Here is a 12,255-nt window from a genome sequence, read left to right as displayed (position 1 = left end):
AAAGAGAACCATTTATTGGTTAGGCTTGCCTAACCAAAGTTCACGCAATTCAAGGCGTGACACTCTGATCAAACTGCATTAAAGTTGCAAGCAACCCCAATCGGTAGGCGAGACTTACCGCACTCCGAATGGAGACACCCCAACGACACAACACGAACCAAGAAAATTTATTACCTTCCTTCTATTCTATTCCAGAGAATGATGAAAGGAGGTGTTTCCAACATGTCTGATGAAGAGGTGATCGAGGGCCAGTGGGTGGCCACCATTCGTTGATGAAAGTTGTGGTGGCGTCCCGTACGGGACGCCACCACCCGGAGGAAATGAATCATGAGCGGCACAGCACAACTGCCCGATGGTGGCATCTACATTGATGACCGGGATGAAGCTTCATTGGTCGTGTCGGGACGTACTGGTGGCTGGGATATCATCCACGATAAGCAGACTCGAGAATGGATCCGCAACGGTGGCACAGGTCCCTTATCACATGATCAGGCTGACCGGTTGCACGCACGAGGCCTCCTGACGCGCTCCGGGGCCACTCGCGGCACCTCTGCGACTGTGAGTTTAGGCGACCGTATTCTGGCACCGCGTCACCAGATGCGTCGCTACCCCGTACTATGCGTCTTCCACGTCCACAATTGGTGCAACCTGTCTTGTACCTACTGCTATACGATGGCCGACAAAGTGACACGCAACCGTCTCGGCGCCGATCTTATGATCAAGGCCGTCGACGAACTGGTATCCGGGGACTTGCCCACCACCTGCCTCGAGTTCCACGGCGGTGAGCCCACGATGGCACTCCACGACATCCGCCGGGTAGTCCTTCACGCCGAGGATGTTTACAGGAAAGCTGGCAAGAACGTGTCGTTTTCCATTCAAACCAACGGTTACCGGCTGTCCGACGAATGTTGTTCCTTTCTCGCCGAGCATGACTTCTCCGTGCGCGTCTCCCTTGACGGTGACCGCGCCACCCACAACAGTGCCCGGCTCAACCACGCAGGACGGGGCTCGTATGACGGTGTGGTCGCAGGGATCACTAAGCTCCGATCCTTTGGTATCGTCCCCCACGCCGTCGCCGTCCTCCACCGCGCTAATCGGGACAAGATCACTCAGATGTACGACGCGATGGTTGACCTTGGCGTGGCGTCGGTTCGCTTCCTACCTGTGTTCAAGGGTGGGGAGATGAAAGACGACTCCCTTTGGCTCAATGGCCGTGAATACTTCGAGGCGAAATGGGATCTTATTGAGCATATACTCGACCGAGCTGCTCGGGGGCTTCCTACACCAATATTGCCAAATCTCGTTTCCGGTGAACTGGGCGCACTTACATCGTTTCTACGTCGCTACATGTGTCTACGTCAGCCATGCGGCGCGGGCTCGAACATGGTGTGCATCGATGACAACGGCGACCTCTATCCCTGCGAGGAGATGGCGGGGATCTCTGAGTTCCGGATCGGAAACCTAAACCATGACACCATCCTAGATGCGTTCGCGACACCGATAGTTCAACACCTCCGCGGACGTATTACGGCCGCGATTGACGGTTGTCGCGACTGTCCTTGGCGGCAGTTTTGCGCTGGCGGTTGCTCGCATAAGAGCCATACCGAGTTCGGTGATCTCCGGCACGGATCGGAGCACTGTGCCTATTACCAACAGATCTTCCGGGCATTGCTTTGGTTGGAGCACGACCGACCCGGTAGCTGGCAGGTACTCGGCGCCCAGCCCGGCGACTTGTACGCTTCTCAAGAGGCCCGGCAATGGCACTGAGGTTGCTCTTCTTCGCCCGAGTAATCCTTTCGGTCTACCTCTTCCTGCCTTATTTGGTCGTGTACGGTCAACACGTCGGGCTGGACTTCGCGACGCTCATGCTGGTCGAGGCCATCTTCGCCATCCTTGTGGTGCTCATTGATCTCCCCACCGGTCATCTGGCAGATCGCATAGGCCCCAGACAGGCCCTCATATTCGGCGCCTGCTCCGAAGCTGTTGCATCACTCCTGCTTGGTCTCGTGCCACGGGCGGAGACCTTCTGGCTCACGCAGCCCTTCTTCGCCCTCGCAGCGGCACTTTGCGGTGGGGCCGATTCCGCGCTCACCGCGGGGCTCCTTGTCCGTGGCCATCGCGGTGACGAGTTCGAGGACGTAGAGCGGGCCTACTACCGCACCATCCTTGTGGTCGGCGCTGTTGGCATGGTGGCATCAGCACCGCTGGCGGCCTTGTCCCTGCAAGCGCCCTTCTTGGCGACGGGGGTTCTGCAGTTGGTGGCGGTCGGCCTGCTGCTATTCGTCCCCAATGTGCCAAGCCGGGCCACCTTGGACGACGCAAGCATTTCCTTGCGCCAGCAGTTTCATGGGCTCATCGCCGAGCTGCGAAGTTCAGGCCTTGCCCGCGACCTCGTAGCGATGATTCTCACTGGGACTGCATTCTCCGTTCTTCTCTACCTGCTGCCAATGTTTTACACGAACGCAGGTGCATCAATCCCGCAGTTGGGTCTAGTCGCAGCAGGCGTAGCTGTGATGAGTTCGCTATTCTCCCGCGTGGCGGGGAATAGACTGGGTCCTCACCTCGTACTCGCCACCGCCACAATCACCTCGTTGCTCCTCGACACGCATATTCTACCCGTCGTAATATTGGCCGCCGTTTTTATCCAGTTTGGGCAGACTGTGCTGATGCCGCTGTTCAAGACGCGAGTGCTGTCTGGCTTCCGTCACACGGGTGAATCGATGGCGCTCAGCATCGTCACAACCACCCGCAACGTGGGATTCGCGCTGATAGCACCCGCTCTCGGGACCCTAATGACGGCCTGGGGAATGACAGGACTCGGCTGGGCCTCCGCGCTTCTGTTCGCAACCGCAGCGGTCTTGCTATCCCGATCGGCTACCGCCACTGAAACCAGCAGCACCATCACGGAGTAGGAGATACCGACATGACTAACACTCCACCTGATCTCTTTGGGCTCGCATCCAAGACGGTGCTGGTTACAGGAGCAGCTGGAAGTGTCGGGCGCAGCTTGGCACCAGCCCTCACGGCCGTTGGCGCACGAGTCATAGGCGTGGACAGGAACAAGGCTCCCTTGGCTGAGTTGGTCGACGCTGGATCGTTGGCGGAAGCCCTCACGTCCGACCTGCTCAACCCCGAAGAGGTGGAAAAAATTGCCGTCCAGGCTGGACCAGTCGACGTGCTGATCAACAACGTCGGACTAGGCACCGCCCATCTGCTGCGGAATACCACTGATGAAGAATTGTCCACGGCGCTGGAGACGAACCTCTGGGTAGCCTTCCGGCTCACTCGAGCCCTCGCACCCGCGATGGCTCATCGAGGGTGGGGGCGCATAGTCAACGTTTCCACAGTCTTGGCCCTCCATCCCGTCCCAACAGTGTCGGCATACGCGGCGAGCAAAGCGGCCCTTATAGGATTCACGCGTGCGGTAGCCCTCGAGTTCGCGGGCCGAGGCGTATGCTGCAACGTACTTGCCCCCGGCTATATGGACGGAGCGAAGAACGCTGAATACTTCGACTCTGAGGTAGGCCATAGTTTCGTTGAGCGTTTCATGCCAACTGGCTCGGTACCACCACCCGATTCCTTAGTGGGACCGAGCCTATTTCTCTCCTCCGAGATGTCGAAATACGTTACAGGCCAAGTGCTGATCGTCGATCAAGGTTATAGTATCTGGTGAGCGCCTATACTTGGCCCACATCGCAGATGCTGGCCGTCAATCGATTCGGTCCCATTGAGGCTGAGATCCATCTCGTAGTACTTACTTGGCCCCACGCCAACGAGCCAACGGGATCGGCTGTCGAGGCAGCCGTGACACAACAGGGGGTGTCTGCGGCACTCGGGCGCGACGACGTTGCCGTGACCTTTCTCGGCCCCATCGACCCTCCTGCACCGGGTGCTACCCGGTTTGTGCTTCCCTGCGATCTGCTGACTTGGTGTCGCTATGCCCACATAGCCGGGCCAGCGAACCAAGTGGAATTCTCATATAACAGTAACAGTACTGGTGGATCCCCGGCTGCACGACGTGCGGACGCCTGCCTTGTCACGCTCATCGACCTCCGGCCGGATGCTGTGGTCTCGCTGCACGGTGATGTGGGGGGTACTGCGCCCTACCTCTACGCGCCAACACCGGAGCCCACACTAGAAGCATCCTTGCAGCCCTTCGGAGACCTGGAGAGCCTAGATGTCGACTGGACCGATGTCCTCGGACCACGTACGCTCCGCTATTTCCCATCATCCGCGATCGGACTCACAGGCTCGGAAGCCTTTGGAACGTGCGTCCCGAAGCACCTCCGCTGCCCGGTTGTAACCCTTGAGTTACCAATGTTTGATTGGTCAACTGCGCCGGAGGCTCGGCTGCCAATCCACGACGCCGTGGGCCGCTGGATAGCCGATGGCGGCGCCGAGGGCGGGGACCGGGCCGCACTCCTGGCTTACGTGGAACGGGCTCTAGCCGATCGCGCCGTGATGATGGTGCCCAGCGAGTCCACGGCCGCGATTGGCATTACCTTCTTGAACGCCATCGCCAACCAAGTTGGAACGACACGGCCAAGATCGGCGAACTGATCAGGGCTTTAACGCCGGAGACAATGTAACTGCCGAGACGAGATCGACAAGGTCGGCGGCTGAGCCTCACAGGCGAGGAACCCATCGTGATCATGCCAGTCAAGCGAGAGAAGGACAAGCTGAGACTTGGAAGAGATCTTGGTTTCTTTGCAGCTGAACTCAACCAGCCAGGGCAGTAACCATTGGCTCATCTTATGCCATGCTGAGCGAGCAGGGTCTCCGAAATTGCACCATTGTTTTACCGCACCACAAGCAACGTGACATTCTTTCCAATCAAGATCCGATGAGCCCGCCAAGCCGCCTTCGGTATTCATGGTTCTCACAAAGTACAGCTGCAACTCAACCGGGAGACCACCTCGGGCGGAAACCTGAACCGCCCAGGCACCCGGGCAAGGACGCAACAAAGAAGCCCCCGGCCCCTCCGGCGAATGTCCCGACGCTTCTGACATGGCGACAATGGAGAGATTTAAACCCTCGAGTGCATTTTCAGCGAAAACTAGCGTCTAAATTTTGGAATGGCACACAATTATGCACACAGTTCTATAGGAGGCCGCGTTCCGCGTACTTGCCAAGATGCCCTCGCCCACGAACGAAAGCATCGTATCTAGCTGCGACCTGCCCGTGTGCCCACGCTTGCCTTCTCCTCGTAGAAGCGAGCCGCATTCTGACCCGCCTGTCAACCTTCTGTCCTTCGCTTCCCTCACTGCTCATCGCAGATACGCCAACGGCCCATCCTATGCTGCTGCCCATGCCCTTCTCCTTTATTCGGCTTCGCCTTGATATCCCGATTGAAGTCGTTCGGAACCGGAGCAGGTGCTAGCGGATAAAGTGCGAACATGCTGGTGTGGCCTACAAGAAACCACAGCCTAACGGGCGGTAACCTGTGTATATCTACGCATCCATCAGGGATACGTTCCTCGAACACTCGGAGGAAAAATTGTGACCTACGGATCAGTCCGAGATCTTCCAACCATGCAAAAACTCTTCACCGAGTTGGAGACCTTCCGCATTTTTAGTTGGTTCGCGGGCCGACAGCAGCACCAAAAGGCTGCTCAACTACGTGCTGAATTAGATCGACTCGTAACTGTCGTCGACAATTTCTATGCACTCATGAACACAAAACACTGGATCTTTCATGACGACATGAATGTCGACGACATGGCAGAGATTGTAGCGAATTATTCGGGTAACCCTGATGATGCTGAGCAATCGCTGATCGCATGGTACAGAAAACCCGATCAACTTTCATCGCTGATCCTGCGTTTGTCCTGGCACCCAGCTTGGCGTGCACGGATGGATCTCTTGCGGACAGTGGAGCGAGATTACGCGGAGGGTCGGTACTACGCAGCTGTCCCAATCTTGCTGAGCCTGGCTGATGGGTTTATTAATGACATAGAACCGTCTAAAGGACGCAAGGGTCTTCACGCCAGAAATGAAAACGAAGTAGATGCCTGGGATAGTGTTGTGGGGCATCATCAGGGGTTAGCCCAGACGCTCCATCTGTATCAAAAATCCTTCAGTAAGCTAGATGAGACTGAAGTTCATGAGGTGTATCGGAACGGGATCCTTCACGGCATGCTTCCGAACTACGACAACGTCATTGTGGCCACAAAGTGTTGGAATCTACTCTTTGCGGTAAACGACTTCGCAAAGGCGGAGAAACAGCGGAAAGATGCGGAAATGACCCCGCCACCACCTAGATTCCAGGACCTGTTGACGCAAGTACATAAGACATACCGCTTCAAGAAGGCTGTAGAATCTTTCAAGCCATACGAAATCACAAATACTGACCCCGACTTCGAGAAAGATCTAGTCTATCAGGCATGCAAGGAACTCTTGACTGCGCTTACAAAGCGGCGCTGGGGGCTAGTCCCACCACTGCTTTCCAAAATATCGGGGCCACCTAGCCCGAAGTCCATCAAAGAAAACTACAAGTCTAGTTTTCTAATAAATTTCCGCATCATACGCATAAATCACATCGCAGCGAGCATATGTGAATGCGAAATCGAATTGACAATCAAAGATCAAGACTACAGACCAACAATGCGCTGGATTTATGAAAGAAGCAACGGCGAGCTGAGTATCCCGGATTTCCATGATGGTCAATGGCGCTCTATTTTTTGGGGAGCGTCTACTCTCGTAGTAAATCCTGTCACTGCAGAAGACTAGCAATGGTTTGACACCCGCGCTCGTCCAAATGCACCTGTCGTTCGTCAGGACGAGCCCCGGCTTGTCTGCCTCATCTCACGCACAGCATGCGCCTCTCCCCTGGGTGTCCAGACTGTTCTCCTATAACCACCTGCGGCAGACTTAGCAGTCGTTGTCAGTCCACCACTCACGCCCCAGCGCTTTCCGCAGAGACGAGCGGCTTCCTGTGGCTGCTCCTCCTTCAAGAAATGGGATGAGCGCGACCCAAAACTTTTCTTGAGAGAGTCGGTGCTCAGATCGAGGCTGTAGACCTCACTATCGACAGCGAGGAGCACACTTGTCGCATTCTTCTCGCTCATCTCATCCCATCAGGAAGCCGAGGACGAAGTACGCGGATTATCCAAACACGAGCTTCTTCATCACAGGGTCACGGAATTTTTTCAGCGTGATGCGGAAATACTCCTCTACTTCTTCACATCTAATGCTCGTGATTGGCACGGGGCAAAATATGGTTAGCGGTAGAGACAAAGCTACGTTCCATACTGGAGCCGCATGCTCCAACGTGCCCCTTTCCGTCCGATCCACCCACAAAAATACTATTCGACAGTAAATCATTCCTGCGAATTGTGTAAATGCATGCAGCACGGTAAGCAGCACTTCCTCCACGTCACCTGTCACCGCGTGATATTGCAACGCAGGGCTTCCTCATCACCTGTACCGTTGCTCCTTGCAGAAAAAGCGCACAGGGCATGAGCATCATCGTCTCGCTCGCGCGCCGCGCCTGCTGACCGTTTATCCTTGTTATTTGGCACAGCGCGCCCTTGCAGTCCGCGCATCAATCCCCATACACACAATCGCGGCCAGTCAATGGGCGCATGATCACTCTAAAATGACTGTGGGGCAGCGAATTGACTTTCGCTGCCCCACAGTCATCCCACGGCGGTGACGGAGGGATTTGAACCCTCGGTGGCTTTCACCACACTCGCTTTCGAGGCGAGCTCATTCGGCCGCTCTGACACGTCACCGCGGATAAGCTTACGGGACCAGATGCCCCCGGCACAAACGCACGGGTCTGCAGGTGACCCCGCGAGACAGTCGTCCCATCATTCAGCGACGGGCGGCGAAGAAGTCCTTCAGTCGACGCTCGGCCTCAGTGGCCATGATCCCACTGGTGACTTCGACGCGGTGCAGCAGGCGCGGATCGCGCAGCAGATCGAACAGTGAGGCCACGGCCCCAGCCTTAGGGTCGAAGGCACCGAACACCACCCGTTCGATGCGTGCGGCGGTAATCGCCCCGGCGCACATCACGCAGGGCTCCAGGCTCACCACCAAGGTGCAGCCGGGCAGCCGCCAACCATCACCCAGCACCTGCACGGCCCGGCGCATCGCAACAATCTCGGCGTGGGCGCAGACATCGCAACTCGCCTCCCGCTCGTTACCGCCGACACCGATGACCTCGCCTACGGGATCAAGGACGACCGCACCCACCGGCACCTCGCCGCGCTCTCCCGCAAGATCGGCCTGCACCAGCGCCCGGCGCATCACCTCATCCCAGCGACTCAATCCACCACCCGGTCAAAGGCTTTGTCGAAGTGGATTGCCTCCATCACTTGGTGCACCAGTTGATCAGAATCTTCATCCATGTCGTCGACGATCTGCTCCAAATCGAATTCACTCAGTCCCTGATCGACGAGGATCGTCAAGTCACCGATTGCCTCCGAATCCTCGTCGTCGGGATCGGGCAGCTCCAAGCCGAGATAGTCGACGACGTCACGAGCGATTGGCCAGTCATTGGCCGCCTGCGAGTCGTTGAGCAGCACCTGCACCTGCCGCCCGCGCACCCGGCACAGCACGAAGAACTCCCCATCAATAGACACCGCACCCAGGGCACCGGCGTCACCGGGCAGCCTGCGCAGCCGATCGATCAACTCCTCGAGGTCATTGGCGGCAGCCAAGCCGAGATCCAAAGCAATCGGGGTACCGTCCTCGCGGTACAGGGCAACGACGAAATCGACGTCCTCCTCGGTGGCGTCTTCATAGTCGTCGTAGTCATCCTCTTCGTCAACGACATCGTCATCAAGGTCATCGTAATCGTCAGGGATGATCCCGCCGTCGAGATCGGATTCATCCCCGAGGTCATCGAGGGCGGTCACGTCGGTGTCGTCCTCACGGTACAGGTCGTCATCGTCGTCCATGGCCTGCTCCTCATCTCAGCTACTCGTCCATACCTCAGCTACTCGTCCATCGTGGCAGATTCCACCTCATCTCGACACCCACACTCCCAAGAAAACGGACACCAGTTGAATGACCTAGGCCCCGTTGTGCCAAGGTTGGACCGTGGAGTTGAAGATTCTTGATCATCCGCTGGTTGACCACAAGCTAGCCCACTTGCGCGCGAAGGACACCACCTCGCCCACCTTCCGGGCTCTGGCCGACGAACTGGTGACGCTGCTGGCCTACGAGGCCACCCGTCATGTCCGCGTCTGCCCTATCCAGGTGGAGACTCCCATCACCACGATGACCGGTGTCGAGCTGGCAAACCCCAAACCGCTGGTAGTTCCGATCCTTCGTGCTGGCCTGGGAATGTTGGGTGGTATGACGCGACTGATGCCGACCGCCGAGGTTGGTTTCGTCGGCATGGTCCGTGACGAGGAGACCCTCCAGCCGATGACCTACGCCGAGCGGCTGCCGCACGACCTATCGAGGCGCCAGTGCTTCGTTCTTGATCCGATGCTCGCCACCGGGGGATCGCTTGGAGGCTGCGTCGAATTCCTCGCCAGGCGCGGGGCCGATGACGTCACTTGCCTGTGCATCCTCGCCGCCCCCGAGGGCGTGGAGAACTTCCGAAAGCTCGTCTCCGAGCTGGAGATCAACACCACCTTGGTGGTGGCCGCCATTGATGAGTGTCTCAACGAACACGGTTACATCGTTCCGGGTCTGGGAGATGCCGGGGACCGCCTCTACGGGGCGGTTGACTGAGCCTGAGCGTGGCTCCTGCTTGATCCCTAGCAGATAACGCGACCGAACACACCCCGGGAGCGCATCGCCCACAATCACAGCAGAGCACAAGCAAAAGGTGGGGCACCGATCGGATTGGTGCCCCACCTTTTCGCTACATCACTTTGGATGCTGCATCACTGGGATGCCTTCCTGCCGGAAGGCACCTCCTCGACCGTCTCGACAGGCAGAATGTCCAGCCCATCCTCGCCTGGCTCGCCGACCCATTCCTTGGCAGTACGCGGCACCTCGCCCATCGCCGCCTGCGGATCGCTCAAGGTCGCCAGCATCTGGCGCACATTGGCAAGCTGGGCGGTGATCGAATCACGTCGGGCAGTCGCCGCAGCAACCTCACGCTCGGCATTCTGCCGGGAGCGCTCGGCCCTCGACTTGGCCTCGACGATCATCGAGTTGGCCTGGTTCTCGGCGTCGCGAACCAGCTGATCAGCCTGCTGGTTGGCAAGCCGCAGGGTCTCGTCGGCCTCGGTGTTGGCGGCGATGACCCGCTCCTCGGCGACCTCGATCTCCTGACGCTTCTTGGAGATAGTGGCGTCGAGTTCCTCGACCGCCTCGGCACGTCGCGCAGCCATCGATTGTTCGAAATCGGCTGCTGCCTGTGCTGCCTTGGCGCGCTGGGCCTCATAGATGCCTTCGGCCTCCTCGCGGCGAGTCGCGGCGTCGGCCTTGGCTTGTTCGAGAATCTCCTCGGCCTCCTCGGTGGCCACCTGCATGGTGTGCTCGGCCTCCGCGTTGGCCTTCTTCACCGTCTTCTCGGCCTTGGCCTTCGCATCGGCGGCGATGTTACTGGCCTTCTCCTTGGCCTCCTCCAACAGTTTGGCGGCCTCCTCACGCGACTGCTCAACGATGTCATCGGCCTCGTCCGAGGCAAGATTCAGGATCTCTGCGACGCGAGCTCCGAGATCGTCGAAGGTCGGGGACTTAGGCTGGGCCTGGCGCGCCTCAGCAAGCGTCTCCTCCAGCATGTCGATCCGACCCATCAGGTCGGCGATCTGCTTGTCCTTCTGTGCTCCCTCGCCGGAGCTGTTAGCCGCATCATCGACGATCCTGGCGAGCTCGGCTTTGGCGCGTGCCAACTGGTCGTCCCGCTGGGCTATGGCTCGATTCACCTCGTCGGGGTCGTATCCCCGGCGGACGACACGGAAATCAACTGGGCTCATGGACCCTCCTCACTCTGGCGGGGTGGACCATCCTCCCGCTCACACGTCAGGCCAATCTTTGCACCACAGCGTGTCGCTCCAGAAGGGGGCCTGCCTGTTGCATTAACGCTCAGTAGTAGTACGGGAACCTGCTCCAATCCGGATCGCGCTTTCCAAGGAAGGAGTCACGGCCTTCAATGGCCTCGTCAGTGCCGTATGCGAGCCGCGTCGCCTCGCCCGCGAACAGTTGCTGACCCATCAGACCATCATCGGCAAGGTTAAAGGCATATTTCAGCATCCGTTGCGCGGTGGGCGACTTGCCACAGATCCGCTTCGCCCAGTCGAGCCCGAGGTCTTCCAACTCCTCGTGGGCGACGACCTTGTTCACCATACCCATCCGGTAGGCGTCGTCGGCGGTGTAGATGTCGCCGAGGAAGAAGATCTCCCTAGCAAATTTTTGCCCCACCTGCCGAGCCAGGTAGACCGATCCGTAGCCACCATCGAAGGAGGCCACGTCGGCGTCGGTCTGCTTGAAGCGGGCGTGTTCCCGGGATGCGATAGTCAGGTCGCAGACAACATGCAGCGAATGCCCGCCGCCCGCGGCCCACCCGTTGACCATGGCAATGACCACCTTGGGCATGAAGCGAATGAGCCGTTGTACCTCCAGGATGTGCAGCCGTCCCGCTCTGGCGCGATCAACGGTGGAAGCATCCTCACCTTGCGCATACTGATACCCCGACTTACCACGGATCCGCTGGTCACCACCCGATGAGAAAGCCCATCCTCCGTCCTTGGGTGACGGCCCATTCCCGGTGACCAGCACGCATCCCACGTCGGCAGACTGCCGAGCATGCTCCAGGGCCAGCAGCAACTCGTCGACGGTATGCGGACGGAAGGCATTGCGCACCTCGGGACGGTCGAAAGCGATGCGCACCGCGGGTACATCCTTGGCCCGGTGGTAGGTGATGTCGGTGAACTCGAAGCCGGGGACCTCATCCCACAGCCCGGCCTTGAAGGGATTCATGGTCATGAGAGCAATCTATCGATACCCCGAGCGCCAGGACCAGCGTCATCAGCCAGCCCGGCCGTGCTGGTGACGCTGGGCCCAGGGCAGACCAAAAATTATCTCCGAAGCGAATGACACACCTGATCCCTGGCACCCTCGACAACCCGGAATTGGTGTACGGCTCTATGCATTCCTGCCCCAAAGCCAACCCGAAGCCGGGACTGTTGCCACATGATGTTCGAAGTGCCTTGCCGGGCACATCTGAAACGGAATAAAATTCCACATCAGATCAGGAAATAAAACCAGAAGCCATCGAAAAACCTTTTCAGCGCCATCCAAAACATATTCCAGTCATCGGCACTGACTGTGATGGTTAGAAAATCAACA

General features: G+C 58.3%; 10 protein-coding genes and 1 tRNA gene. 6 read left to right on the top strand and 5 right to left on the bottom strand.

The window, feature by feature from the left end; all coding sequences use genetic code 11:
- Positions 1 to 327 precede the first annotated feature (327 nt).
- From HMPREF1531_RS05390 to HMPREF1531_RS05370, 5 genes are all read left to right on the top strand, one after another.
- Positions 328 to 1,767 (top strand): radical SAM/SPASM domain-containing protein, encoded by a 1,440-nt coding sequence (locus HMPREF1531_RS05390; RefSeq protein WP_016668908.1) that lies wholly within the window; start codon positions 328 to 330, stop codon positions 1,765 to 1,767.
- Positions 1,758 to 2,912 carry an MFS transporter gene (locus HMPREF1531_RS05385; RefSeq protein WP_016668907.1) on the top strand — a complete coding sequence of 385 codons (1,155 nt, stop codon included), beginning with the start codon at positions 1,758 to 1,760 and terminating at the stop codon, positions 2,910 to 2,912. Before HMPREF1531_RS05390 ends, HMPREF1531_RS05385 begins: the two co-directional genes overlap by 10 nt.
- Positions 2,913 to 2,923: 11 nt before the next feature.
- Entirely contained in the window at positions 2,924 to 3,673 is a 750-nt protein-coding gene (locus HMPREF1531_RS05380) for an SDR family NAD(P)-dependent oxidoreductase (RefSeq protein ID WP_016668906.1), read from the top strand.
- 644 nt (positions 3,674 to 4,317) lie between these two features.
- On the top strand, positions 4,318 to 4,560 hold the full coding sequence (locus HMPREF1531_RS13595; protein ID WP_156860183.1) for a hypothetical protein: 243 nt from the start codon (positions 4,318 to 4,320) through the stop codon (positions 4,558 to 4,560).
- Between the two features lie 939 nt (positions 4,561 to 5,499).
- Positions 5,500 to 6,729 (top strand): hypothetical protein, encoded by a 1,230-nt coding sequence (locus HMPREF1531_RS05370; protein ID WP_016668903.1) that lies wholly within the window; start codon positions 5,500 to 5,502, stop codon positions 6,727 to 6,729.
- 919 nt (positions 6,730 to 7,648) lie between these two features.
- On the opposite strand, the gene HMPREF1531_RS05360 is transcribed toward HMPREF1531_RS05370, so the two are convergent.
- From HMPREF1531_RS05360 to HMPREF1531_RS05350, 3 genes are all read right to left on the bottom strand, one after another.
- Positions 7,649 to 7,733: transfer RNA gene (locus tag HMPREF1531_RS05360), tRNA-Ser, on the bottom strand.
- A gap of 82 nt (positions 7,734 to 7,815) precedes the next feature.
- Positions 7,816 to 8,250: a nucleoside deaminase gene (locus tag HMPREF1531_RS05355; RefSeq protein ID WP_016668902.1), complete on the bottom strand. Its 435-nt coding sequence runs from the start codon at positions 8,248 to 8,250 to the stop codon at positions 7,816 to 7,818.
- 17 nt (positions 8,251 to 8,267) lie between these two features.
- Positions 8,268 to 8,903: a tRNA adenosine deaminase-associated protein gene (locus tag HMPREF1531_RS05350; RefSeq protein WP_016668901.1), complete on the bottom strand. Its 636-nt coding sequence runs from the start codon at positions 8,901 to 8,903 to the stop codon at positions 8,268 to 8,270.
- A gap of 142 nt (positions 8,904 to 9,045) precedes the next feature.
- Here HMPREF1531_RS05350 and upp point away from each other — a divergent pair, with 142 nt between their 5' ends.
- Positions 9,046 to 9,687 carry a uracil phosphoribosyltransferase gene (gene upp / locus HMPREF1531_RS05345; RefSeq protein ID WP_016668900.1) on the top strand — a complete coding sequence of 214 codons (642 nt, stop codon included), beginning with the start codon at positions 9,046 to 9,048 and terminating at the stop codon, positions 9,685 to 9,687.
- 155 nt (positions 9,688 to 9,842) lie between these two features.
- On the opposite strand, the gene HMPREF1531_RS05340 is transcribed toward upp, so the two are convergent.
- Both HMPREF1531_RS05340 and HMPREF1531_RS05335 read right to left on the bottom strand, forming a co-directional pair.
- On the bottom strand, positions 9,843 to 10,883 hold the full coding sequence (locus HMPREF1531_RS05340; protein WP_016668899.1) for a hypothetical protein: 1,041 nt from the start codon (positions 10,881 to 10,883) through the stop codon (positions 9,843 to 9,845).
- A gap of 109 nt (positions 10,884 to 10,992) precedes the next feature.
- The gene (locus HMPREF1531_RS05335) at positions 10,993 to 11,892 is read right to left on the bottom strand and encodes a 1,4-dihydroxy-2-naphthoyl-CoA synthase (RefSeq protein ID WP_016668898.1); all 900 of its coding nucleotides are present in this window, start codon (positions 11,890 to 11,892) and stop codon (positions 10,993 to 10,995) included.
- Between the last annotated feature and the right edge of the window lie 363 nt (positions 11,893 to 12,255).

The sequence above is a fragment of the Propionibacterium sp. oral taxon 192 str. F0372 genome, assembly GCF_000413315.1.
GTDB lineage: Bacteria > Actinomycetota > Actinomycetes > Propionibacteriales > Propionibacteriaceae > Brooklawnia.
The sequence above is the reverse complement of the archived record's forward strand: the minus strand, read 5'-3'. Positions and strand labels throughout refer to the sequence as shown.

Coding starts and splice junctions, on each gene's coding strand:
- HMPREF1531_RS05335 (WP_016668898.1), bottom strand. CDS start 11,892: ATGACCATGAATCCCTTCAAGGCCGGGCTGTGGGATGAGGTCCCCGGC.
- HMPREF1531_RS05390 (WP_016668908.1), top strand. CDS start 328: ATGAGCGGCACAGCACAACTGCCCGATGGTGGCATCTACATTGATGAC.
- HMPREF1531_RS05380 (WP_016668906.1), top strand. CDS start 2,924: ATGACTAACACTCCACCTGATCTCTTTGGGCTCGCATCCAAGACGGTG.
- HMPREF1531_RS05355 (WP_016668902.1), bottom strand. CDS start 8,250: ATGCGCCGGGCGCTGGTGCAGGCCGATCTTGCGGGAGAGCGCGGCGAG.
- HMPREF1531_RS05340 (WP_016668899.1), bottom strand. CDS start 10,883: ATGAGCCCAGTTGATTTCCGTGTCGTCCGCCGGGGATACGACCCCGAC.
- HMPREF1531_RS13595 (WP_156860183.1), top strand. CDS start 4,318: ATGTTTGATTGGTCAACTGCGCCGGAGGCTCGGCTGCCAATCCACGAC.
- HMPREF1531_RS05350 (WP_016668901.1), bottom strand. CDS start 8,903: ATGGACGACGATGACGACCTGTACCGTGAGGACGACACCGACGTGACC.
- HMPREF1531_RS05385 (WP_016668907.1), top strand. CDS start 1,758: ATGGCACTGAGGTTGCTCTTCTTCGCCCGAGTAATCCTTTCGGTCTAC.